We start from the raw sequence: 24305 nt of genomic DNA, 5'->3' as shown, positions 1-24305 counted from the left end.
GTATCGTTGATCGATTTACCGGTCGCTTCGGCCGGCGTGCGCTTTTTTCGCGTCGATGCGCGTGCCATGCGCCGCTGCGTTCCGGCTTGCGTCGTGCCGCACGCCGGTGCGTTTCATCGTTTCAAGAACATCGCTTCATGGTCATCGTTTCGCGCGACACATCTTCCCGCAACCGTCTCTTTCAACGGAACCTGCCTCGATGAAAACCGCTCTCCGGAATCTGACTGCCGCCTGCCTGTTCGCCGCCGCGGGTGCGGCGTTTGCCGCTGCCGCGCCTTCGGGCGCCGCGGTGGCGAGCGCGTCGCCCGAAGGCGCGCATCTGCCGCCCGGCATCGCGTGGCAGCACGGCGATGTCGATGCCGCATTCGCGCTGGCGAAGCGCACCGGCAAGCCGCTGCTGCTGTACTGGGGCGCGGTGTGGTGCCCGTCGTGCAACCAGGTGAAGTCGACCATCTTCAGCCAGCAGGCATTCAAGACCCGCTCGTCGTTTTTCGTGCCCGTGTATCTCGACGGCGATACGGAAAGCGCGCAGAAGCTCGGCGAGCGTTTCAAGGTGCACGGCTATCCGACGATGATCCTGTTCCGCCCCGACGGCACCGAAGTGACGCGGCTGCCGGGCGAGGCCGATCTCGACCGCTACATGCAGGCGCTGTCGCTCGGGATGACGGCCGCGCATCCGGTGCGGCAGACGCTCGCGACTGCGCTGAAGAACGGCGCGTCGCTGACGCCGGACGAATGGCGCCTGCTGGCCGACTATTCGTGGGACACCGACGGCGCACTGCCGGTGCCGGCCGATCGTGTCGCCGAGACGCTGCAGTCGCTCGCGCAACGCGCGCGGGCGGCCGGCGCGAAGGCCGAATCGGCGCGGTTTGCGTTGAAGTCGGCGGTGGTCGCCGCGTCGGACGATCCGGCGCAGGCCGGCGCGCTCGACAAGGCGGCGCTCGCCGATTCGCTGCGCGCGGTGCTGCACGATCCCGCGCTGGCGCGGGCCGATTCGGACGTGCTGGTCGCGGCACCCGCGCGCGTGGTCGCGTATCTCGGCGACGACGACGCGCAGCGCGCGAAATTGCGCGGCGCGTACGACACGGCGCTCGCGCGCTTGTCGACCGACACCACGCTGTCGTCGATCGACCGGCTGATGGCGCTGCACGGCCGCGTGCTGCTTGCGCGCGGCGACGCGCGCAAGGGCGCGCCGCTCGCTGCGCCGGCGCTGGCCGACACCGCGCGCAAGCAGATTGCCGCGTCGGTGCAGGGCGCCGCGAATGCGTATGAACGGCAGGCGCTCGTCAGCGAAGGTGCGGACACGCTGACCGACGCGGGGCTGTACGACGAGTCGGATGCATTGCTGAAGGCCGAACTGCCGCGTTCGTCGACGCCGTACTACTTCATGTCAGGGCTGGCCGCGAATGCAAAGGCGCGCGGCGACAAGGCCGCGGCGCTCGACTGGTATCGCAAGGCATACGACTTGGCGAGCGGGCCGGCGACGAAGCTGCGCTGGGGCGCGACCTATTTTGCGAATGCGGTCGAACTGGCGCCGGACGATTCGGCGCGTATCGAAGGGATTGCCGCGAGTGTGCTCGCACAGGCCGACAAGACCCGGGACGCGTTCTACGGCGCGAACCTGCGCGCATTGACGAAGGTCGTCACGCAATTGAACCGCTGGCGCAGCGGCGGCGCGCATGATGCGTCGGTCCGGTCGGTCGTGAAGCAGTTCGACGGCGTATGCGGGAAACTGCCCGCGGGCGATCCGCAGGCAGCGGCGTGTGCGAAGCTGATCCAGCCGGTGAAGGCGTAACGACGCGCGCGCACATCGTCGAGCGGGCCGGACGGTAGATTACCGGCCCGACTCCGACGACGCGCCGCGATCGCTGCCGTATCCGGCGTCGTGCTGACGGGCAATCTTCGCTTCGGCGGAAACGATGCTGGCCGGATAGAACCAGTCGCTCGACTGGAAGCCGGCCTGCTTGAGCGCCTTCACTTCGGCGTGGACCTGCGCGCGCGTCAGCGGCTGGTTCGACTGCGCTTGCGCGGCGAGCGGGGCCGATACGGCCAGGGCAATGGCAACGGCTTGGATCAGGCGCTTCATGATCGGGACCTCCAGGATTTCGATGATTCGCCGCGCTTCGTTCGTCGAAGCGCCGGGCGACGTTGAAACCAGTGTAGGCCGGGGCGGGCGCGCGAAAAATGCGATCGCGCCCAACGCAGTGTTTTGCTGCGGGTAACAATGGGCAGGCGGTGGCGGGCGATGCCGGGTGGCGGGCGAGGCGCCACGCGAGCCGCGCGGCGGTGCGGAGCCGACCGGTTCCGGCGAGCGGGGAAATGAAATCGGACCGCATGCGAACTCCGGAATCCGTTCCGGTTCGCATGCGGTCCGATCGAGTAACGCGGGTCGGGCTCGACGAGGCCGGCCGCGATGATGCGGCCGGCTGGAAGGCGGCGTACGGAACGCCGCCTCATGCAGGCACTTACACGAGCCCCGTCGTGTAGTACACCGCGATCACGAAGAACACCGCGAGCGTCTTGATGATGGTGACCGCGAAGATGTCGCGATACGACTCGCGGTGCGTGAGGCCCGTGACGGCGAGCAGCGTGATGACCGCGCCGTTGTGCGGCAGCGTGTCCATGCCGCCGCTCGCCATCGCGACGACCCGGTGCAGCACGTCCATCGGAATGTTGGCTGCCTGCGCGCCCTTGATGAACAGGTCCGACATCGCGGCCAGCGCGATGCTCATGCCGCCCGACGCCGAGCCCGTGATGCCGGCGAGCGAGCTGACCGACACGGCCGCGTTGACGAGCGGGTTCGGGATGCTCTTCAGCGCATCGCCGACGACCAGGAAGCCCGGCAGCGCGGCGATCACGCCGCCGAAGCCGTATTCCGACGCGGTGTTCATCGCGGCGAGCAGTGCGCCGCCGACGGCGGCTTTCGAGCCGGCCGCGAAGCGGTCGCTGACGCGATTGAACGCGGTCAGCACGACCAGCACGATGCCGAGCAGTAGCGCGGCCTCGACCGACCAGATCGCGACGACGGTCTTGATCGACGTCGTCACCGGCGTGTGCACGCCCGGCAGCACGTCCGGCGCGACCGTATACGACGCGGCGCCGTACCACTGCGGGATCAGCTTCGTGAACAGGAAGTTCGACACGCCGACGAGGATCAGCGGCAGGATCGCGAGCGCCGGGTGCGGCAGCGACGTCGCCTCGACGCGTTCCGGCTCGTTGACGAGCGACGTGCCGTAGCCTTCGCCCTTCGCCATCGCCGAGCGGCGGCGCCATTCCAGATAAGAGAGGCCGACGACGACGATGAACAGCGAGCCGATCGTGCCGAGCGCGGGCGCGGCCCATGCGGTCGTCTTGAAGAACGTGGTCGGGATGATGTTCTGGATCTGCGGCGTGCCGGGCAGCGAATCCATCGTGAACGAGAACGCGCCGAGCGCGATCGCGCCGGGCATCAGCCGCTTCGGAATGTTGCTCTGGCGATAGAGTTCGGCCGCGAACGGATAGACCGCGAACACCACGACGAACAGCGACACGCCGCCATAGGTGAGCAGCGCGCACACCGCGACGATCACCGCATTCGCGCGCGAGCGGCCGATGTAGCGGATCGCCGCATGGACGATCGATTCGGAGAACCCGGACAGTTCGATCACCTTGCCGAACACCGCGCCGAGCATGAATACCGGGAAATACAGTTTGACGAAGCCGACCATCTTCTCCATGAAGATGCCGGAGAAGACCGGTGCGACGGCGGCGGGTTCGGTCAGGAGCACCGCGCCGAGCGCGGCGATCGGCGCGAACAGGATCACGCTGTAGCCGCGATACGCGGCATACATCAGGAACGCCAGCGCGGCGAGGACGATCACGAAAGACAAGGGGAGTCTCCTAATGGCTTTGATAGTTGTTCGATCTCGCGACGTGCCGCGGACCGGCTCAGGTTCGTGCAGGTTTCGTGCCATCGGCCGGATTGCGCCGCCGGACATGGGTCCGGCGGAGACCGGCGGGCCCGCGCCGGTCCATGTCTGACGATTCTACAGAAAACGTCTCCATCCGGAGACGTTATGGCCATCCAGCCAGCTCGTGAAATCGGGCAGGGCTTTCCCGGACAACCCGTTGTGGCGTGTCTCCAGAGTGAGATAATCCGTCTCGTTCCGGAGACATTCGGTCGAAAATACATGGAGACGAAGACACGATGATGAACGACTGGGCCCGCCTGCCCGTCAACTACGGCGACGTGCTGCGGCGCGCCGCCGAGTCGCTGTTCCGGACCTTCGAGGATTCGAGCGCGGGCACGGTGGTCGTCGATCGCGACGCGCGCGTCGTGTGGATGAACGAGCGTTACGCGGCGCGCTTCGGTTTCGCCGATCCGCAGCAGGCCGTCGGCCTCGACTGCGAGGCCGTGATCCCGAACAGCCTGATGCGCGAGGTCGTATCGACCGGGCAGCCGATCCTGCTCGACATCATGGAGACGGGCCGCGAGCCGCTCGTCGTCACGCGCCTGCCGCTGAAGAACGAGGCCGGCGAGACGGTCGGCGCGATCGGCTTCGCGCTGTTCGACCAGTTGAAGACGCTTACGCCGATCTTTTCCCGCTACGTGCAGCTTCAGCAGCAGCTGATCGCGACGCAGCGCTCGCTCGCACAGGCGCGCCGCGCGAAATACACGTTCGCGAGCTTCGTCGGCACGAGTGCCGCGAGCCTCGAAACCAAGCGCCAGGCGCGGCGGGCCGCGCAGGTCGATTCGCCGGTGCTGCTGCTCGGCGAGACGGGCACCGGCAAGGAGCTGCTCGCGCACGCGATCCACGCGGCTTCGGCGCGTGCGCTCCAGCCGCTCGTGACCGTCAACGTCGCCGCGATTCCCGACACGCTGCTTGAAACCGAATTCTTCGGCGCGGCGCCCGGTGCGTACACGGGCGCCGACCGCAAGGGGCGCGTCGGCAAGTTCGAGCTGGCCGATCGCGGCACGCTGTTTCTCGACGAGATCGGCGACATGCCGTTGCCATTGCAGGGCAAGCTGCTGCGCGTGCTGCAGGACAAGGAGTTCGAGCCGGTCGGCTCGAACCGGATCGTGCGCGCGGACGTCCGGATCATTGCCGCGACGTCGGCCGACCTGCCGGCGCTCGTGGAGGCCGGGCGTTTTCGCGCGGATCTCTATTACCGGCTCAACGTGCTGACGATCCACGCACCGCCGCTGCGCGAGCGGGCGTCCGACATCGCGGCGCTCGTGTACGCGACGCTCGAGGAACTGGCCGCGCAGCACGGACGCGCCGCGCACTGCGAGCTGACCGACGACGCGCTGCGGATGCTGTGTGCGTATCCGTGGCCGGGCAACGTGCGCGAGTTGCGCAATACGCTCGAACGCGCACTGATGCTGTCGGACCGTTCGGTGATCGATGCGCGTGCGCTCGCGCCGTTCCTCGGGCCGGTACGCATATCGGCGGACGGCGCATCGCCGGCGCAGCGTGTTGCCGCAGCGCCGGTCGAGCGGGGCGCGTCCGGTGCATCCGGTGCGCCGGTCGCTTCGTATGCCGATGCATTGGCGGCGTGGGAGCGCCAGTTCCTGATCGACGCGCTGGCGGCCTGTGACGGCAAGGTCGTGGAAGCCGCCGCGCACATCGGGATCGGCCGCGCGACGCTGTACAAGAAGCTGGCGGCGCTGGGCATCGACCGGTAGGCCGATCGGCGGCGCCGATGCGGCCGGAGTTGAAGCATCGAACAGGAGAGCACGATGAAGCGGATCGGTATCGCAGGTTGGCTGACCCTGTTGCTGGCAACCTCCGCGCTCGCGCAGTCCGGCGACGCGGACGCGCCCGAGGCGCGACGCAACTGGTACAACGATCCGTTCATCGCGCTGTCGCAGGACCTGGCCGAATGCCCGCTGCCGCTCGGCCCGTGGATGACCCGCGCCGAGATGGCGGACGACGCGCATTACCGCGCCGAACGCGGTACCACCTGCTGGCTCGCGCATCGCTGCACGAAACCGAATTCGTATATGTATGACGCGCCGATCGCCGATGCCGCGAAGGCGCACTTCGCAGGCTCCGATCGCCTGCACGGTACGAGCCTGTGGATCACCGTGCAGCGGCGTTTCATCTATGTCGAAGGATGCGCGGATACGGCGTTCGATCGGCAGGCGCTGCAACGCGAACTCGAGGCGCTTCCGGACGTCGAGCAGGTGTTCGTTCGCATCACCGACGATCCGCGCCGGAGCTTGCCGTACAAGGCGCGCGGGCAACCGGGCCGCACGCCGAACTGACGACGGAAGGGCCGCGCATGGCATACTCGCGACATTCAAAAAATGGTTGACGGGAAGAATAATGAAACACATGCTTGCGTCGGTCTGTCGGTGGCCTCGGGTGGCCGGGTTGTTGGCGCTGGTTGCAGGGCTCGGCGGGTGCGGTGGCAGCGCGCCGCTGTTCACTTCGGACGGGCGCCCGACCACGCAGGTGCAATGCACCGGCAGCGGCTGGAGCAATTGCACGGACAATGCCCGGGCCATGTGCAACGGGGATTTCGATGTGATCCAGCAATCGACTGATGACACCGTGCGAAATCTTCTCTTCGCATGCAAGAAGAAAAGCGGTTATTGATCGCGAAATGACCGGCCGAGGAGACCGCGATCGGGCGAAGCGCTTTTCTGTTTGCTTGGAGTCGTCTATTTTTCACGAATAACACTCACGGAGTCCCATCCATATGGCGACCTACAGGCAACTGACCGCGCAGCTCGAACGACTTCAGCAAAAGATCGACAAGGAACGCGAAAAGGCGATTGCCGACGCGATTGCCGATATCCGCGCGAAAATCGACGAATACGACATCACGCCGGAAGAACTCGGTTTTCGTCCGGTAGGTACCGGCGCCGCCGCTACCTCGAAGCCGAAGCGCACGTTGCCGCCGAAATACCTGAATCCGAAGACGGGCGAAACCTGGAGTGGCCGCGGGCGCGCGCCGGCGTGGCTCGGCAAGAATCGCGCACGTTTTCTGATCAAGGACTGACTCCCGAAAATCCTCACCTTTCGTGGGTTGACTGACGGTGCGAACGGCCATGCGGCCGTTGCACCGTTTTGTTTTTGCGCCGTCGCCGTGCGATTCCGGCTGATGAATTGCAGTGCAATGCCGCACGATTAACGGATCACGTTTTGCGAATTCGCCGCGATTCGGCTGCTTATCGCGGTGAATTCCGGTAAACAACCGTGCAATTGCGCAGTGCATGCGCATTGGCATTCGCCATTTCCGCGGTGCCCGCCTGCCGCGGATTTCCATCACCTTTCGCGTGTTTGCGCGTTGTGCCGTGCAATTCCCGAAGATACTCACCATGGCTCCTGTAAATCCTCACCTTTGAGGAAGCGGCAGCGTCGCGCCATGTTGCTTGCGGCTTGCGGCGATGTCGCGTCGCGCTTGTGTTGCAGATCCATGGTGCGAGCGTTGACGTTCGTCGGGTAGTCGGCCGTTCGGCATATAGGCAGCCGCATGCGCTTCGCCTATGCTTGGGGTTCGCATCGAGCGGCGCGCGGCCTGTCCGTGCCGTATGCCGCTCGGGCTGTCTTTCGTTACCGCAGGGAGCCGATGTGACCGTTCGCCATCTCGATGCGTTGTTCCAGCCCAAGTCCGTTGCGGTCGTCGGCGCGTCGTCGCGCGCGGGCAGTATCGGCGCGATGGTGTGGTCGCGCGTGCTCGACGGTGCGTTCGACGGGCCCGTGTGGCCCGTCAATCCGAAATATCGCGATCTGAACGGGCATACGGTCGTCTCCGACGTCGACCGGCTGCCCGCGCCGCCGTCGGTAGCCGTGATCTGCACGCCGCCCGCGACCTGGGCCGGCATCGTGCGCAAGCTCGGCGAACTCGGCACGCGCGCCGCGGTGATCGTCGGTGAGGCGCGCACGGATGCCGATCGCACCGCACTCGATCGCACGCTGAAGGCGGCGAAGCCGTTCGTGCTCCGTATCGTCGGGCCCGGCAGCCTCGGCGTGCTGTCGCCCGCACGGCATGCGCATTTCGGCGCGCCGGCCTATACGGCGCGCTCGGGCGGCGTCGCGTGGGTGTCGCAATCGAATGCGCTGACGAACGCGGCGCTCGGCTGGGCCGATGCGCGGGGCCTCGGCTTTTCGCATGTCGTCGCACTCGGCAGCGAGTCCGACGTCGATGCGGGCGACGTGCTCGACTATCTGGCGAGCGATCCCGGCACGCGCGCGATCCTGCTCGAACTCGATACCGTGCGCGCCGCGCGCAAGTTCATGTCGGCCGCACGTGCGGCCGCACGCAACAAGCCGGTGCTCGCGTTGCGCACCGGGCGCGCCGATCCCGGCGACGCGCTCTATACGGCGGCGTTCCAGCGCGCGGGGATGGTGCGCGTCGATGCGCTCGACGATCTGCTCGACGAGATCGAGACGCTCGGTGTCGGCCGTGTCACGGCGCGCGGCGCGGCGACGCTCGTGACGAGCGATGCGGGTGTCGCGAAACTGGCGGTCGATGCGGTCGCCGAGGTGCGCGACGTGCTGTCCGGCTGGTCGCCGGCTGCAACCTCGGCCGTGTCGGCCGCGCTGCCGCATCTGGCTGCGCCCGGCAATCCGCTGACGCTGGGCGACGACGCGCGCCCCGAGCACTTCGCCGCGGCGATCAAGGCGCTCGCGCCGTTCCCGCAAACGGGCACGCTGTTCGTCGTCCATTCGACGTCCCACAGCGCGCCGGCCGATTCGGTTGCGCGCACGCTGATCGAATCGCGGCAGTATGCGCAGCGCGGCATCCTCGCATGTTTCTTCGGCGCGGTCGACGCGGCGACGCGCGATGCGCTGCACGCGAACGGCATTCCCGTACACACGACACCGCAGCGGCTCGCGCGCGCGTATGCGCGTCTCGTCGACTACAACCTCGGGCGGCAACTGCTGATGCAGACGCCCGAGGGCACGCCGCTGCAGCCGGCCGAGTGCGTTGCGTCCGCACAGGCCGACGCGCGCCGGATGGTCGAAGCCGGCCAGCATGAACTGGCCGGCGAAGCCGCGCTGCGCTGGCTGTCCCATTTCGGCCTGCAAGGCGAGCAGGCGGGCGAGCCGGCCGGTGCGAAAGTCGTCGATGTCACGGTCGACATGTACGACGATTCGAACTTCGGTCCGGTGTTTCGCTATGCCGTGCCGCCTGCGGACGGCGTGTCGGCGCCATTCGTCGTCTACGGCCTGCCGCCGCTGAACACCGTGCTCGCCCGCGCGGTGATGGAGCGCTCGCCGTACGCGCGCCGTACGCCCGTCGAGCCGACGCTCGATGCGTTGACGGCGCTGTCGCAGGTCGTCTGCGACGTGCGCGAAGTCGTCGCGATGTCCGTCACGCTGCGTGTGTTGTCCGATCGCTCGCAGGTGATCGCGCCGCGCATCACGCTGGCCGCGGGGCGCAGCCGGCTTGCGATCATGCCGTATCCGCGCCACCTCGAGCAGACGCTCGAGTGGCGCGGCGAGACGGTGACGATCCGTCCGATCCGTCCGGAAGACGAGACCGCGCATAACGAACTGCTCGGCGCGATGACGCCGGACGATCTGCGGATGCGTTTCTTCGGCGCGGTGCGCGGCTTCGATCATTCGCAGGTGGCGCGCATGACGCAGATCGACTACGACCGTGAGATGGCCCTCATCGTGTCGTACACCGATGTGTCGGGGCGCGACCATACGCTGGCGGTCGTGCGCGCGGTCGCCGATCCCGACAACGAGACGGCGGAGTTCGCGATCGCGGTGCGGCCTGATCAGAAGGGCAAGGGGCTCGGCCGGCTGCTGATGAACCGCATCATCGACTACGCACGCTCGCGCGGAACCGCATGGATGATCGGCGAGGCGCTGCGCGAGAACTCGGCGATGATCTCGCTCGCGAAGTCGTGCGGTTTTGAGGTGTCGACGACCGAGGAGCCGGGCGTCGTGGGTTTCAGGATGAAGTTGCAGCCGTAGCATCCTTCGGCTGCGTGAAGCGCGGCGCGATCGCTTGCAGTCGATGGCGCCGATCCTTCACCGTGTTGCGCCTGTTTTCATTCAGAGGTGCAAAACATTTGAGCCGGCATCTTGTACGAAACGCCCAAATGTATCGGGCTCGTTCGCTACGTCGATATCGACACACGCATAGCGTCCGGAGGCGTTTTCTGTGTGCCGCACTATCGGCTCCGCACGGCCGTTTCACCCCATGCGTTCACGCGCATTCGCAACCGCGTTCCGGCCTCGCCAATTCGGAATCACCGCAAAGGTGAGACTTTTCGGGAGCCGCGAGTGAGCTTTTCCGGGGAAGCGTGGTGAGCCGATACGGGAGCGTTCGGTGAGCCTTCCCGGGAACGGCAGGTGAGCACCTGCGGGAGGCGCTGGTGAGCCTTTCCGGGACACGTTGGTGAGGGGCTGCGGGAGATGTCGGTGAGCACATTCGGGAGACTTTGGTGAGCGTCTCCAGGAGCCTGGGGTGAGTTTTTTCGGGAGCTGTTGGTGAGCGTTTGCAGGACACCAGGGTGAGACTTTTCGGGAGCATGCGGATGCACTGCTCCCGCGAGCGCGGCGCCGGCCAATGCCGGCGTCACACACGGGTGCGGGCACGCATGAATCGTGCCCGCGATCAGATTCAGGCAGCGAGTTTCGACGCCGCGTCGTTCACCTGGTCGCGCGAAATCGCGAGTTCCTCGAGGTGCGGATCCGCATAGACGGCGCCGGTTTCGCGCTCGAGGCGGGCGATCGTCAGCGCGCAACGCGCGGTGTCCTTCGGCATCGCGATGAAGCGCTTGACCGACTCGCCGGACGTGAATGCTTCGAACAGCGCGCCGCGCACGTCGTCCGGAAGCGTCTTGGTCCACTGGTACGGCTTGCCGTTGAACGTGATCGACGGCGGCAGCGTGCGTTCCTTCTTGGTCGCCGTGATGAGCCCGTAGGTGCGGGCCGCGTCGCCGATCTGCTCGGGCGAGAAGAGCTCGTCGGGCGTGATGTCGAACTGCTCGATGTAGTTCTCGATCGCCTGCATCGCGGCGGCACGATCGTCGCGCTTCTTCTGCGCGCGCGCGACGATATCGCGCAGCTCGTCCGCCTCCTCGGGCGTGATCGTGAAGCTTGCCTGCTTCTGCTGAAGTTCGGAGAAACGCTGGAATTCTTGATCGTTCAGAAGTTTGGCCATGACATCCATCGGACACGACGGCCGCGACAGCCGGCCGCCGTAGTTTTTGAGAGGGCCGCTATTCTAGCGTAGCGCCGGGAGCGCACGATATGGCACCGTCGATCGTGCACTGCACAGGTGTCATGCGCGGCCGGGCCGGCGCAACTGCGCCGGCCCGGTGCGCTTCGTTGAACCCGCGCGTCAGCAGGCCTCGATGCGGCCCATCGACAGGTGGGCGGCCGTGTCGCGCAGCCCTTCGACGGCGACGTCGACGGACGGCGCCGTGTGCGTATCGATCCGGCGCATGTACGGGCAGCTCAGTACCGCGATCGCATGGCCGGACGGCCCGAGGATCGGTGCGGTCAGGTCGGTCACGCCGTATGCCTGGCGGCTGTCCTGGCGCAGATAGCCGGACTGCCGGATGGACTGGCACGCATGCGCGAGTTCCTGCTCGTTCAGCGGCGCGTCGCCCCTGACCTTGCGATGCTCGGCCAGCATGTGCGCGCGCTGCTCGGCGCCCTGGAACGACAGCATCACGCGCCCCGACGCCGTATCGGCGAGCCCGACGCGCGAGCCGAGCCGGACCGACACGCCCCACGGGCCGGGCCCGTCGACCTGCGCGATCACGAGCAGGTTGCCGCGATCGTAGACCGACAGGTGGCACGACTGTTCGGCGGCATCGGCGAAGCGCTGCATCGGCGGCAAAGCCTCGGCGATCAGCCGGTTCATCGGCGGATGCCGGTGCGCGAGCGCGAACAGCTTGAGGCTGAGCGTGTAGCGGTCGCCGCCGGTCGAGCGCATCACGTAGCGGCGTGCGACGAGGCGTTCGAGCATCCGGTAGATTTCGCTCGCGTTGCGGCCGAGTTCCTTCGTGATTTCGGTGCGGGTGAGTCCTTCCTTCTGCTCGGACAGGAGTTCGAGAATGTCGAGGCCCTTGTCGAGCGCGGGTGCGCGATAGCGATCGATTGCGGCCATCGATTCCCGTGCGTCGCGGCCGGGAAGCGGGTCGTTGGTTGTTTGCATTTTTAGTGTGAGGTTGGGGGATTACCGTCGATCGGTTGGCGACGCACGCTGGCCGGTTCTGCACGCGCACAAGTCGGCCCCGCGTATGGCGACGAAAGCCATTCGTCCGAGCTTAACAATAAACATATAGTGTGCAATTCAGCGTCTTTTTACCGATCGTTACTGAACAAGAACGGATTGGCAAACGTTTTCGATGACAGGGGCACCCCGAATAGCCAGTATTCATGCGCCGATGGCAGGCAACGGCGACATGCGCGGCGGATCGCTTTGCGTTGGCGCGTCCAATGTTGCGCCGCAGTGTCTGCAGGCGCACCAATAGTCGGTATCCGTCGCGCGTCATTTCACGGTGCGCGGCCGATGGTACAAAGGCGTGCGGGCCCGCGACGGTGCGGCCGCGCGTGAAGTCGGCCGGCATTGGCCGGCACGCGTCGCGGGTGCCGGGCCGTCGTCGCCGATGCGCAGGCCGGCGGCCGCCCGTTCGATGCGCGCCGTGCTTCCGTGCGGCGCCGCGATCGCTGCGCCCGCGCGACCCTCGCGCGTCGACGGCAGGCCGGATGCGGCGCCGACGCGTGCAATCGACGATCGACAATCAGTCCGGCGCGCGGCCGCGAATGGCCGCGTCGGCGGGTATCCTGTCCCATTCGACAACAGAGGTTGACCACGATGAAACTGCTTCGCTATGGCCCGTCCGGCCAGGAAAAGCCCGGTATTCTCGACGCGGACGGCCGGATTCGCGACCTGTCCGCGCACGTGCCGGATCTTGCCGGCGATGTGCTGTCCGACGCGGGTCTCGCGCGGCTGCGCGCGATCGATCCGGCCACGCTGCCGCTCGTGTCCGGCGAGCCGCGCATCGGCGCGTGCGTCGGGCACGTCGGCAAGTTCATCGGCATCGGCCTGAACTATGCCGATCACGCGGCCGAAGCCGGCATGCCGGTGCCGAAGGAACCGGTCGTGTTCGGCAAGTGGACGAGTTCGATCTGCGGCCCGAACGACGGCATCGACATCCCGAAGGGTTCGGTCAAGACCGACTGGGAAGTCGAACTGGGCGTCGTGATCGGCGCGCGGTGCAAGGACGTCGACGAAGCGAGCGCGCTCGATTACGTCGCGGGCTATTGCGTCGTCAACGACGTGTCCGAGCGCGAATGGCAGATCGAGCGCGGCGGCCAGTGGGACAAGGGCAAGGGCTTCGACACGTTCGGCCCGATCGGTCCGTGGCTCGTGACGCGCGACGAGGTGCCCGATCCGCAGCGTCTCGACCTGTGGCTCGAAGTCGACGGCCACCGTTATCAGAACGGCAACACGCGCACGATGGTGTTCACCGTCGCGCAGTTGATTGCTTATCTGTCGAGTTGCATGACGCTGCAGCCGGGCGACGTGATCACGACCGGCACGCCGCCGGGCGTCGGCATGGGCATCAAGCCGTCGCCGATTTTCCTGAAGGCCGGCCAGAGGGTGCGCCTGGGGATCGAAGGGCTCGGCGAGCAGTTGCAGCACGCGCGCGGCGCACTGTAACCGCACGAGCTGCGATCCCGTCGAGCGACCGCTGCAATCGGTCGCCGCAAACCGGACGCTGACGCGTCAAAACCAGGGGCCCGATTCCGCGCAACGCGGAATTGGGCCCTTGCCGTTTGTACGCGGCGTACGCGGGCTCGATCACACGACGTTGCCGAGTTCGCAATGCGCTTCCAGCCGATACCCGTCGGGATCGACGACGAACGCCGCGTAGTAGCCGGGGCCGTAGTGTTCGCGCTTGCCGGGCCCGCCGTTGTCCTGGCCGCCGTGCTCGAGCGCGGCGCGGTAGAACGCGTCGACCTCGACGGGCGAAGCGGCCTTGAACGACAGGTGCAGCCCCGATTCGGGATCGGCGGCGACGGGGCGGGCAGCGTGCTGCAACCACAGCTCCGGTTCGGTCGTGCCGTACCCGATGGATCCGTCGTCGCTATACAGCCGCTTGTAGCCGAGCGCGCCGAGCGTGCTGTCGTAGAACGCGCGGCTGCGGCCGATGTGGGCGACGCCGAAGGAAAGGTGATCGATCATCTGTTGGCTCCTTGAACTGAAGGGGGACGTCAGTGCAGCAAACTTCGTTTTAACCACCATGCTGGTTATGTTAGAAAGCGTCCGGACGCTTGTCAACCGGCATGGTGGTTAGATACGATGGCGTCATGAGCGATACGCAACCTTCCGTCACGATGGACTGCCTGATTCCTGCGCCGCCCGAAACCCTGAGTATCGATTTCGCCAACACGCTGTACTGGCGTGGCAGCGAGGCGCCGACGGAAACCTTCGGAACGATGGACGACCTGCTGTCGTGGTGCCACGAGCAGGCCGGCGTGCCGGCCGGCCTGGCCGACCGGTGCCGCGTGCGCGATGGGGAGGAAGGCGAGCCGGCGATGCTCGCGCGTGCGCTCGCGTTGCGCGAGGCGTTGTATCGGCTCTTTCATGCGCAGGCCGAACGGCGCGAGCCGCAGGCCGACGATCTCGCGCTGCTCGGCGGCTTTCTGGCGGAAGCGTCGCCGCGCGTCGCGCTGGCGCGTGTCGACGGCGGTTATGCGTGGCGGATCGGGGACGCTGGAGCAACGCTCGCGGGACTGCTGAGCCCGGTGCTGTGGTCGGCGATCGACCTGCTCGGCGGCGCGCGGCTCGCGAAGGTCAAGCGATGCGCGAACGACGCGTGCCAGTGGCTGTTCATCGACGACAGCAAGAACGGCAGCCGCCGCTGGTGCTCGATGTCGTCGTGCGGCAATCGCGCGAAGGCATACCGCCACTATCACAAGGCCGACTGACGAGCCCGTTCAGGCATGCGCCTACGAGCGCGTCGAACCCGAACCTTCCTACTTCGCCGACAACTTCCGCCACAGCGTCGTCTTGCTGATGCCGAGCATCGCGCATGCGCGGTCGCGGTCGCCGCCGCACGCGTCGAGCACCGCGCGGATCTCGTCGGCTTCCGCGCGGCGGCGGCGCGCGTGCAGCGTTTGCGCGTCATCGGCGTCGGCGCCGGTCGCGTTGGACGGCGCCGCGAACAGCTCGGGCGCGATCGCCTGCAGCGCGTCGGGATCGAGCGCGGCGCACGCGGCGGCCGGATCGTTTTCATCGGCTTCCTCGGCGAGTTCCACCGCGATCCGCTCGATCACGTTCTGCAGTTCGCGCACGTTGCCGGGCCACCGGTAGCGCGCAAGCGTTGCCTGCGTCGCGCCGAGCACGCGCGCGGCGTCGCCTGCGTCGCGCAGGCGTTCGGCGAGGCGCGGCTCGCGCCGCGCGGCCTGCACGAGCAGCGTCGCCGCGAGCGCGGGAATGTCGGCCGCGCGCTCGCGCAGCGGCGGCAGGCCGACGTTCAGGATGTTGAGCCGGTAATAGAGATCCGCGCGGAACGTGCCGGCCTCGACGGCCGCGAGCAGCGGACGATGCGTCGCGGCGATCACACGCACGTCGATGCGGATCGGCTCGGTCGAGCCGAGGCGGATCACCTCGCGCTCCTGCAGCACGCGCAGCAGCCGGCTCTGCAGCGACGACGGCATTTCGCCGATCTCGTCGAGGAACAGCGTGCCGCGGTGCGCGGCCTCGAACAGGCCGGTCTTGCCGCCGCGCCGCGCGCCGGTGAACGCGCCTTCCTCATAGCCGAACAGCTCGCTCTCGAGCAGCGCTTCCGGAAACGCGCCGCAATTGACCGCGACGAACGGGTAGCTGCGCCGCGCGGACAGCGCGTGCAGGCTTTGCGCGATCATTTCCTTGCCGGTGCCGCTTTCGCCGAGCACGAGCACGGTCGCGTCGGATTTCGCGTAGCGGCGCACGAGGTCGCGCACGCGCGCCATCGGCGCCGATGCGCCGATTACGTCGTCGAGCGCATAGCGCGCCGCGAACTGCTGGGTGGTCGGCTGCGAACGCAGCGCGCGATCGAGCCGTTCGACCGCGCGCGATTCCTGGAACGTCAGCACGCTGCCCGACGTGACGCCGCGATCGACGAGCGGCCCGCGATGCACGACGTAGCGCACGCCGCGCACGGTCGCGAGCGCGTCGCCGTCCTCGCCGCGCAGCGTGCGCAGCTCGGGCCGCAGGTCGACGAGCGCGCGGCCGACGGCCGCCGCGGGTTCGACCCCGAGCGCCGACGCGAGCCGCTCGTTGATCGCCTCGACGCGGCCGCGCGCGTCGAGCGCGACCACGCCGTCGCGCAGGTGTTGCAGCAGATTGTCGAGCCGCTGGCGGCGGAATGCCTCGGCGTGCGTCGCATACGCGACTTCGAGCGCCGTATCGACGGCCTTGCGCACCGACGCATGCGAATACAGGAACACCGCGCCCATGCCGGCACTGGCCGCGAGGTCGGTGACGAGGCCGGGGCCGACGATCGTCTCGATGCCGCGGTCGCGCAGGTCGTGCACGCAGGCTTCCGCTTCCTGCGCAGACTGATATGACGCAAACTGCACGTCGAGGCCGTACGCGGCGACGAAGCGGCGCACTTCGGGCGGCGTTTCCCCGGCGCTGACGAGCGCGATCCGCGACGCATCGCGCCGGGCGCGCGCGAGCGCCTGCATCACGTCGAAGCCGGTCGGCGACACGACCACGACCGGCACCTGCGCACGCGTCTTCAGGAAGGCGCCGTTCGAGCCGGCCGCGACGATCACGTCGGGTCGCGCGGCGCCGGCCTCGGCGATCGCGCTGAGCGCATCCTCATACGCGCGCGTCACGATGCGCACGTCGGCGCGTTCGTCGAATTCGCCGGCGATCTCGCGAAAGAAGTCGCGCAGGCGGCTGATGCCCATCGCCCAGATGCGCGGGCGCGCCGCGCGATCGGCCGGGCCGACGGGCTTGGTCGAGGAGAGGTCCATGGCGATCGATTATGCGCGTGGGATTTCATTTTTGAAACATGAAATTGCCGAATTGAAATCGCCGGGCGCTGCATCGCCCGCGCCAGTTGCTTAAGAATCAGTGGGTTAGCGACGTTTCGCGAGCTGGCCCGGTCCTTGCTGTTATCGGGCATTCCTTCAGGAGGCCGTTCATGAGCAACACGCATCTTCAGAGCGCCGGCGCGAAATTCCGCGCGGCAGTCGCGGCCGAGCAGCCGCTGCAGGTGGTCGGCGCGATCACCGCGTACGCGGCCAAGATGGCGCAGGCCGTCGGCTTCAAGGCCGTGTACCTGTCGGGCGGCGGCGTCGCCGCGAACTCGCTCGGGATCCCCGACCTCGGCATCAGCACGATGGAAGACGTGCTGATCGACGCGAACCGGATCACCAACGCGACCGATCTGCCGCTGCTCGTCGACATCGATACGGGCTGGGGCGGCGCATTCAACATCGCGCGCACGGTGCGCTCGTTCATCAAGGCCGGCGTTGCGGCCGTGCATCTCGAGGATCAGGTCGGCCAGAAGCGCTGCGGCCATCGTCCGGGCAAGGAAGTCGTGCCGGCCGACGAAATGGTCGATCGCATCAAGGCCGCGGTCGATGCGCGCACCGACGATCAGTTCGTGATCATGGCGCGCACCGATGCTGCCGCCGCCGAAGGGATCGACGCGGCGATCGAGCGCGCGGTCGCGTACGTCGAAGCCGGCGCCGACATGATCTTCCCGGAAGCGATGAAGACGCTCGATGACTACCGCCGTTTCAAGGCGGCCGTGAAGGTGCCGATCCTCGCGAACCTGACCGAGTTCGGCTCGACGCCGCTGTTCACGCTCGACGAACTGCGCGAGGCGAACGTCGACATCGCGCTGTACTGCTGCGGCGCGTATCGCGCGATGAACAAGGCCGCGCTGAACTTCTACGAGACGCTGCGCCGCGACGGCACGCAGAAGGCGGCCGTGCCGACGATGCAGACGCGCGCCGAGCTGTACGACTTCCTCGGCTATCACGAATACGAGCGCAAGCTCGACGAACTGTTCGCGCAGGGCAAGAAGTAACGCGGCCCGCGCGCCGGGACACGATTCCCGGGAAGCTTTGCATGGGACCGCACTAAGCGCTAAAGCGCCAAGTCCGGTCGACACGCTACCTATTGGAGAACGGAAACATGAGCGAGACGAAAGACGCAGCAGCACCGGCCGCCGCAGGCGCATTCAAGCCGAAGAAGTCGGTGGCGCTGTCGGGCGTGACGGCCGGCAACACGGCGCTGTGCACGGTCGGCAAGACCGGCAACGACCTGCACTACCGCGGCTACGACATTCTCGACGTCGCCGAGTCGTGCGAATTCGAGGAAATCGCGCACCTGCTCGTGCACGGCACGCTGCCGAACCTGACCGAACTGGCCGCGTACAAGACCAAGCTGCGCGCGCTGCGCGGCCTGCCGAGCGCGCTGAAGGCGGCGCTCGAGCAGATCCCGGCGTCCGCGCACCCGATGGACGTGATGCGCACGGGCGTGTCGGTGCTCGGTACCGTGCTGCCGGAGAAGGACGATCACAACCTGCCGGGCGCGCGCGACATCGCCGACCGCCTGATGGCGTCGCTCGGCTCGATGCTGCTGTACTGGTATCACTTCTCGCACAACGGCAAGCGCATCGAGACGGAAACCGACGACGATTCGATCGGCGGCCACTTCCTGCACCTGCTGCACGGCAAGACGCCGTCGAAGTCGTGGGTCGAGGCGATGCACACGTCGCTGATCCTGTACGCGGAGCACGAATTCAACGCGTCGACGTTCACGGGCCGCGTGATCGCGGGTACGGGCTCGGACATCTACTCGGCGATCACCGGCGCGATCGGCGCGCTGCGCGGGCCGAAGCACGGCGGCGCGAACGAAGTCGCGTATGAAATCCAGAGCCGCTACAGCTCGCCGGACGACGCCGAAGCGGACATCCGCCGCCGCGTCGAGAACAAGGAAGTCGTGATCGGCTTCGGCCACCCGGTCTACACGATCTCCGATCCGCGCAACAAGGTGATCAAGGGCGTCGCGTACAAGCTGTCGAAGGAAGCGGGCGACACGAAGCTGTACAACATCGCCGAGCGCCTCGAATCGGTGATGTGGGACGCGAAGAAGATGTTCCCGAACCTCGACTGGTTCAGCGCGGTGTCGTATCACATGATGGGCGTGCCGACCGAGATGTTCACGCCGCTGTTCGTGATCTCGCGCACGTCGGGCTGGAGCGCGCACATCATCGAGCAGCGCATCGACAACAAGATCATCCGCCCGAGTGCGAACTATACGGGCCCGGAAGACCTGCAGTTCGTGCCGATCGAGAAGCGCTGACTCTCCCGCAGCGCGCGCCGGCCCCCGCAACGCGGGCGGCCGGCGCGCGCTGAACGCCATACCCAGGTATCCCCACATCATGAATACCGCCAACCGCAAACCCCTGCCCGGCACGTCGCTGGATTATTTCGACGCGCGTGCCGCGGTCGACGCGATCGCGCCCGGCGCCTACGACACGCTGCCGTACACGTCGCGCGTGCTCGCCGAAAACCTCGTGCGCCGCTGCGATCCGGCGATCCTCGCCGAGTCGCTGAAGCAGATCGTCGAGCGCAAGCGCGAACGCGATTTTCCGTGGTTCCCGGCGCGCGTCGTGTGCCACGACATCCTCGGGCAGACGGCGCTCGTCGATCTCGCCGGCCTGCGCGACGCGATCGCCGACGGCGGCGGCGATCCGGCGAAGGTGAACCCGGTCGTGCCCGTGCAACTGATCGTCGATCACTCGCTCGCCGTCGAATGCGGCGGCTTCGATCCGGACGCGTTCGCGAAGAACCGCGCGATCGAGGATCGCCGCAACGAGGATCGCTTCCACTTCATCGAGTGGACGAAGAAGGCGTTCGAGAACGTCGACGTGATCCCGCCGGGCAACGGCATCATGCACCAGATCAACCTCGAGAAGATGTCGCCGGTGATCCAGGCGCAGGATGGCGTCGCGTATCCGGACACCTGCGTCGGCACCGACAGCCACACGCCGCACGTCGACGCGCTCGGCGTGATCGCGATCGGCGTAGGCGGCCTGGAAGCCGAGAACGTGATGCTCGGCCGCGCGTCGTGGATGCGCCTGCCGGACATCGTCGGCGTCGAACTGACCGGCAAGCGCCAGCCCGGCATCACCGCGACCGACGTCGTGCTCGCGCTGACCGAGTTCCTGCGCAAGGAAAAGGTGGTCGGCGCGTACCTGGAATTCCGCGGTGCGGGAGCCGCGAGCCTCACGCTCGGCGATCGCGCGACGATCTCGAACATGGCGCCCGAATACGGTGCGACGGCCGCGATGTTCTTCATCGACGGCCAGACGACCGACTACCTGCGCCTCACCGGCCGCAGCGACGAGCAGGTGAAACTGGTCGAGACCTATGCGAAGGCGGCGGGCCTGTGGGCCGATACGCTGGACAATGCGCAGTACGAGCGCACGCTGACGTTCGACCTGTCGAGCGTCGTGCGCAACATGGCCGGCCCGTCGAACCCGCACAAGCGGCTGCCGACGTCCGATCTCGCCGCGCGCGGGATCGCCGGCCAGTGGGAAGAGAAGGCGGGCGAGATGCCGGACGGCGCGGTGATCATCGCCGCGATCACGAGCTGCACGAACACCAGCAACCCGCGCAACGTGATCGCGGCGGCCTTGCTCGCGCGCAATGCGAACGCGAAGGGCCTGACGCGCAAGCCGTGGGTGAAGAGCTCGCTCGCGCCGGGTTCGAAGGCGGTCGAGCTGTATCTGGAAGAGGCGAAGCTGCTGCCGGAACTCGAGAAGCTCGGCTTCGGCATCGTCGCGTTCGCGTGCACGACCTGCAACGGGATGTCGGGCGCGCTCGACCCGAAGATCCAGCAGGAGATCGTCGATCGCGACCTGTACGCGACGGCCGTGCTGTCCGGCAACCGCAACTTCGACGGCCGCATCCACCCGTATGCGAAGCAGGCGTTCCTCGCGTCGCCGCCGCTCGTCGTCGCGTACGCGATCGCCGGCACGATCCGCTTCGACATCGAGAAGGACGCGCTCGGCCACGACCAGGACGGCAAGCCCGTCACGCTGAAGGACATCTGGCCGAGCGACGAGGAGATCGACGCGATCGTCGCGTCGAGCGTGAAGCCCGAGCAGTTCCGCAAGGTCTACGAGCCGATGTTCGCGCGCAGCGCCGATGCGGGCGAGCGCGCGGCGCCGCTGTACGACTGGCGGCCGCAGAGCACGTACATTCGCCGTCCGCCGTACTGGGAAGGGGCGCTTGCCGGCGAACGCACGCTGCAGGGCATGCGCCCGCTCGCGGTGCTCGGCGACAACATCACGACCGACCACCTGTCGCCGTCGAACGCGATCCTCGCGAACAGCGCGGCCGGCGAATACCTCGCGAAGATGGGCCTGCCGGAAGAAGACTTCAACTCGTACGCGACGCACCGGGGAGACCACCTGACCGCGCAGCGCGCGACCTTCGCGAACCCGACGCTGATCAACGAGATGGCGGTGGTCGACGGCGCGGTGAGGAAGGGCTCGCTCGCGCGCGTCGAGCCGGAAGGCAAGGTCATGCGGATGTGGGAAGCGATCGAGACGTACATGAATCGCAAGCAGCCGCTGATCGTCGTCGCCGGCGCCGACTACGGCCAGGGCTCGTCGCGCGACTGGGCCGCGAAGGGCGTGCGGCTCGCGGGCGTCGAGGCGATCGCCGCCGAAGGCTTCGAGCGGATCCACCGCACCAACCTGATCGGGATGGGCGTGCTGCCGCTCGAGTTCAAGCCCGGCACGAACCGGACGACGCTCGGCATCGACGGCACCGAGACCTTCGACGTGATCGGCGAGCGCAAGCCGCGCGCCGACCTGACGCTCGTGATTCACCGCAGGAACGGCGAGCGCGTCGAGGTGCCGATGACGTGCCGGCTCGATACGGCCGAGGAAGTGTCGATCTACGAGGCCGGCGGCGTGCTGCAGCGCTTCGCGCAGGACTTCCTCGAATCGTCGCAGGCGGCGTGACGGGGTTACATCGAGAACACAGACATGGCTCACATTCCTCAAATCAGGATTCCCGCGACCTATATCCGCGGCGGCACCAGCAAGGGCGTGTTCTTCCGGCTGCAGGACCTGCCCGACGCGGCGCAGGCGCCGGGCGCCGCGCGCGACGCGCTGCTGCTGCGCGTGATCGGCAGCCCCGATCCGTACGGCAAGCAGATCGACGGGATGGGCGGCGCGACGTCGTCCACCAGCAAGACGGTGATCGTGTCGAAGAGCACGCGGCCCGGCCACGACGTCGACTACCTGTTCGGGCAGGTCGCGATCGACAAGGCGTTCGTCGACTGGACCGGCAACTGCGGCAACCTGTCGGCGGCGGTCGGCCCGTTCGCGATCGGCGGCGGGCTCGTCGATCCCGCGCGCGTGCCGCGCGACGGCATCGCGACCGTGCGGATCTGGCAGGCGAACATCGGCAAGACGATCGTCGCGCACGTGCCGGTCACGAACGGCGCGGTGCAGGAGACGGGCGACTTCGAGCTGGACGGCGTCACGTTCCCGGCCGCCGAAGTGCAGCTCGAATTCATGGACCCGGCCGCCGAGGAAGAGGGTGTGGGCGGGTCGATGTTCCCGACCGGCAACCTCGTCGACGATCTCGCGGTGCCGGGCGTCGGCACGCTGAAGGCGACGATGATCAACGCGGGAATCCCGACGATCTTCGTCGAGGCCGACGCGATCGGCTATACGGGCACCGAGTTGCAGGACGCGATCAACGGCGACGCGAAGGCGCTCGAGAAGTTCGAGACGATCCGCGCGCACGGCGCGCTGCGCATGGGGCTGATCGATACGCTCGACGAAATCGCGACGCGGCAGCACACGCCGAAGATCGCGTTCGTCGCGAAGCCGGCCGATTACGTCGCATCGAGCGGCAAGCGCGTGAACGCGGGCGACGTCGACCTGCTGGTGCGCGCGATGTCGATGGGCAAGCTGCACCACGCGATGATGGGCACGGCGGCGGTCGCGATCGGCACGGCCGCGGCGATCCCCGGCACGCTCGTCAATCTGGCGGCGGGCGGCGGCGAACGCAACGCGGTGCGCTTCGGACATCCGTCGGGCACGCTGCGCGTCGGCGCGGAAGCGCAGCAGCAGGAGAATGGCGAGTGGACCGTCACGAAGGCGATCATGAGCCGCAGTGCGCGCGTGCTGATGGAGGGCTGGGTGCGGGTGCCGGGCGACGCGTTCTGACGTTTCCGTCGTTCGACCGGGATGCGCGGGCGGCTTCGGCCGCCCGCGTCGTTTCGGCTAGCCGTGCAGGAACCGGCGCAGCGCGTCGCGGCTGAGGCGGCGTGCCGCTTCGGAGAGTCGCGCGTCGGGCACGATGTCGAAACCGTGCACGCCGCCGGGGAGCACGTGCAGTTCGGTCGGCACGCCGGCGCGGAGCAGCCGCCGCGCATAGTCGAGGTTTTCTTCGAGGAACAGGTCGAGCGAGCCGATCGACAGGAACGTCGGCGGCAGGCCGTCGAGCTTGTCCGCGCGCGCGGCGGCGGCATACGGCGACACGCCGTCGAGGCCTGGCGCGTGGCCGAGCAGCGACGTCCAGCCGAACCGGTTGTTGGCCGCGTGCCAGACGAACTCGCCGGCATGCGGATGCGGCGTACGCGTGCAGGTGCGGTCGTCGAGCATCGGGTAGATCAGGTGCTGGAACGCGAGCCGGTATTCGCCGCGATCGCGCGCCAGCAGCGCCAGCGCGGCGGCCAGCCCGCCGCCCGCGCTTTCGCCCGTCACGCCGATGCGCGCCGGGTCGATGCCGAGCGTGTCGGCATGGAGGAAGGTCCACGCGAGGCCCGCGTAGCAATCCTCGATCGCACCGGGGAACACCGTTTCCGGCGCGAGGCGGTAGTCGATCGAGATCAGCACGCAGCCGAGCTGTTTGACTGCCTGGCGATGAATGGCCTCCAGGTCCTTCGCCGCGCCGCGCACGTAGCCGCCGCCGTGCATGTGGACGATCGCCGGGAGTGGGCGCGCGGTGTCGTCGGGCGTGTAGATGTGGAGCGGGACGTCCGGCGCGCCGGCGGGGCCGGGGACGGCGCGGCGCTCGAGCGTGCTGCCGGCCGGGTCCGGCGGCGGCAGCGGCAGCACGCGCTCGCGCGCCTGCGCGAGGTTGTCGGCGCTGAGCGTGACGGTCGGCCACACGTCGAGCAGCGGGCGGATTTCGGGATCGACGAGATGCAGGGTATCCAAGCGGTTGCTCCGTGATTGGGGGGCGGCGATAACGGACGAGCCAGTGTCGCCGCAGCGGGGCTCGGAGGCCGGCCGGCCGCCGCGATCATGTCCTTCCGGCATGCCGCAGCAGGCGGGCGGTGCCGCCGGGCGCGTGTCA

19 protein-coding genes are annotated in these 24305 nt (G+C 67.7%); 12 read left to right on the top strand and 7 right to left on the bottom strand.

Annotated elements, in window-relative coordinates; genetic code table 11:
- Positions 1–199 precede the first annotated feature (199 nt).
- Positions 200–1795 carry a thioredoxin family protein gene (locus tag AC3WLY_RS24210; RefSeq protein WP_492309463.1) on the top strand — a complete coding sequence of 532 codons (1596 nt, stop codon included), beginning with the start codon at positions 200–202 and terminating at the stop codon, positions 1793–1795.
- A gap of 39 nt (positions 1796–1834) precedes the next feature.
- On the opposite strand, the gene AC3WLY_RS24205 is transcribed toward AC3WLY_RS24210, so the two are convergent.
- Together AC3WLY_RS24205 and AC3WLY_RS24200 are read right to left on the bottom strand one after the other, a co-directional pair.
- Positions 1835–2086, bottom strand: coding sequence for a DUF4148 domain-containing protein (locus AC3WLY_RS24205; RefSeq protein ID WP_111020388.1), 252 nt, complete (start codon positions 2084–2086; stop codon positions 1835–1837).
- 379 nt (positions 2087–2465) lie between these two features.
- Positions 2466–3869: a GntP family permease gene (locus AC3WLY_RS24200; RefSeq protein WP_175959969.1), complete on the bottom strand. Its 1404-nt coding sequence runs from the start codon at positions 3867–3869 to the stop codon at positions 2466–2468.
- Positions 3870–4186: 317 nt separating this feature from the next.
- Here AC3WLY_RS24200 and AC3WLY_RS24195 point away from each other — a divergent pair, with 317 nt between their 5' ends.
- The 5 genes from AC3WLY_RS24195 to AC3WLY_RS24175 all read left to right on the top strand — a co-directional run bounded on the left by AC3WLY_RS24195 (position 4187) and on the right by AC3WLY_RS24175 (position 9917).
- Positions 4187–5665, top strand: coding sequence for a sigma-54 interaction domain-containing protein (locus AC3WLY_RS24195; protein ID WP_175959970.1), 1479 nt, complete (start codon positions 4187–4189; stop codon positions 5663–5665).
- Positions 5666–5719: 54 nt separating this feature from the next.
- On the top strand, positions 5720–6247 hold the full coding sequence (locus tag AC3WLY_RS24190) for a BON domain-containing protein (protein ID WP_310136709.1): 528 nt from the start codon (positions 5720–5722) through the stop codon (positions 6245–6247).
- A 61-nt stretch (positions 6248–6308) separates the two neighbouring features.
- On the top strand, positions 6309–6581 hold the full coding sequence (locus AC3WLY_RS24185; protein WP_492309464.1) for a hypothetical protein: 273 nt from the start codon (positions 6309–6311) through the stop codon (positions 6579–6581).
- Between the two features lie 103 nt (positions 6582–6684).
- Positions 6685–6987 carry an H-NS histone family protein gene (locus tag AC3WLY_RS24180; RefSeq protein ID WP_034181619.1) on the top strand — a complete coding sequence of 101 codons (303 nt, stop codon included), beginning with the start codon at positions 6685–6687 and terminating at the stop codon, positions 6985–6987.
- A gap of 572 nt (positions 6988–7559) precedes the next feature.
- Complete coding sequence (locus AC3WLY_RS24175; RefSeq protein WP_492309465.1) at positions 7560–9917, top strand: bifunctional acetate--CoA ligase family protein/GNAT family N-acetyltransferase; 2358 nt, start codon at positions 7560–7562, stop codon at positions 9915–9917.
- Between the two features lie 652 nt (positions 9918–10569).
- Here AC3WLY_RS24175 and AC3WLY_RS24170 read toward each other — a convergent pair.
- Both AC3WLY_RS24170 and AC3WLY_RS24165 read right to left on the bottom strand, forming a co-directional pair.
- Positions 10570–11121, bottom strand: a complete 552-nt coding sequence (locus tag AC3WLY_RS24170; protein WP_034181621.1) for a hypothetical protein — start codon at positions 11119–11121, stop codon at positions 10570–10572.
- Positions 11122–11292: 171 nt separating this feature from the next.
- The gene (locus AC3WLY_RS24165) at positions 11293–12114 is read right to left on the bottom strand and encodes an IclR family transcriptional regulator (protein ID WP_425130840.1); all 822 of its coding nucleotides are present in this window, start codon (positions 12112–12114) and stop codon (positions 11293–11295) included.
- A 663-nt stretch (positions 12115–12777) separates the two neighbouring features.
- Here AC3WLY_RS24165 and AC3WLY_RS24160 point away from each other — a divergent pair.
- Positions 12778–13626, top strand: coding sequence for an ureidoglycolate lyase (locus tag AC3WLY_RS24160; protein WP_492309466.1), 849 nt, complete (start codon positions 12778–12780; stop codon positions 13624–13626).
- A gap of 141 nt (positions 13627–13767) precedes the next feature.
- Here the strand turns inward: AC3WLY_RS24160 and AC3WLY_RS24155 are convergent, their stop codons facing one another.
- Positions 13768–14151, bottom strand: a complete 384-nt coding sequence (locus AC3WLY_RS24155) for a VOC family protein (protein ID WP_072440069.1) — start codon at positions 14149–14151, stop codon at positions 13768–13770.
- Between the two features lie 101 nt (positions 14152–14252).
- Between AC3WLY_RS24155 and AC3WLY_RS24150 the strand changes: the two genes are divergently transcribed.
- Positions 14253–14897 carry a CGNR zinc finger domain-containing protein gene (locus tag AC3WLY_RS24150; RefSeq protein ID WP_492309467.1) on the top strand — a complete coding sequence of 215 codons (645 nt, stop codon included), beginning with the start codon at positions 14253–14255 and terminating at the stop codon, positions 14895–14897.
- A gap of 48 nt (positions 14898–14945) precedes the next feature.
- Here AC3WLY_RS24150 and prpR read toward each other — a convergent pair whose 3' ends face one another.
- Positions 14946–16934, bottom strand: coding sequence for a propionate catabolism operon regulatory protein PrpR (prpR, locus tag AC3WLY_RS24145; RefSeq protein WP_492309468.1), 1989 nt, complete (start codon positions 16932–16934; stop codon positions 14946–14948).
- Positions 16935–17104: 170 nt separating this feature from the next.
- Here prpR and prpB point away from each other — a divergent pair, with 170 nt between their 5' ends.
- From prpB to prpF, 4 genes are all read left to right on the top strand, one after another.
- Positions 17105–17998: a methylisocitrate lyase gene (prpB, locus tag AC3WLY_RS24140; RefSeq protein WP_175959978.1), complete on the top strand. Its 894-nt coding sequence runs from the start codon at positions 17105–17107 to the stop codon at positions 17996–17998.
- 107 nt (positions 17999–18105) lie between these two features.
- The gene (gene prpC, locus AC3WLY_RS24135) at positions 18106–19278 is read left to right on the top strand and encodes a bifunctional 2-methylcitrate synthase/citrate synthase (protein WP_175959979.1); all 1173 of its coding nucleotides are present in this window, start codon (positions 18106–18108) and stop codon (positions 19276–19278) included.
- 79 nt (positions 19279–19357) lie between these two features.
- Complete coding sequence (gene acnD, locus AC3WLY_RS24130; RefSeq protein WP_492309469.1) at positions 19358–21952, top strand: Fe/S-dependent 2-methylisocitrate dehydratase AcnD; 2595 nt, start codon at positions 19358–19360, stop codon at positions 21950–21952.
- Between the two features lie 24 nt (positions 21953–21976).
- Entirely contained in the window at positions 21977–23170 is a 1194-nt protein-coding gene (prpF, locus tag AC3WLY_RS24125) for a 2-methylaconitate cis-trans isomerase PrpF (protein WP_310136701.1), read from the top strand.
- A gap of 57 nt (positions 23171–23227) precedes the next feature.
- On the opposite strand, the gene AC3WLY_RS24120 is transcribed toward prpF, so the two are convergent.
- Positions 23228–24166 (bottom strand): alpha/beta hydrolase, encoded by a 939-nt coding sequence (locus tag AC3WLY_RS24120; RefSeq protein ID WP_175959982.1) that lies wholly within the window; start codon positions 24164–24166, stop codon positions 23228–23230.
- Positions 24167–24305 lie beyond the last annotated feature (139 nt).

This window comes from Burkholderia sp. FW306-1C-G01B, assembly GCF_058781685.1.
This window is presented reverse-complemented; position numbering and strand designations above follow the sequence as displayed.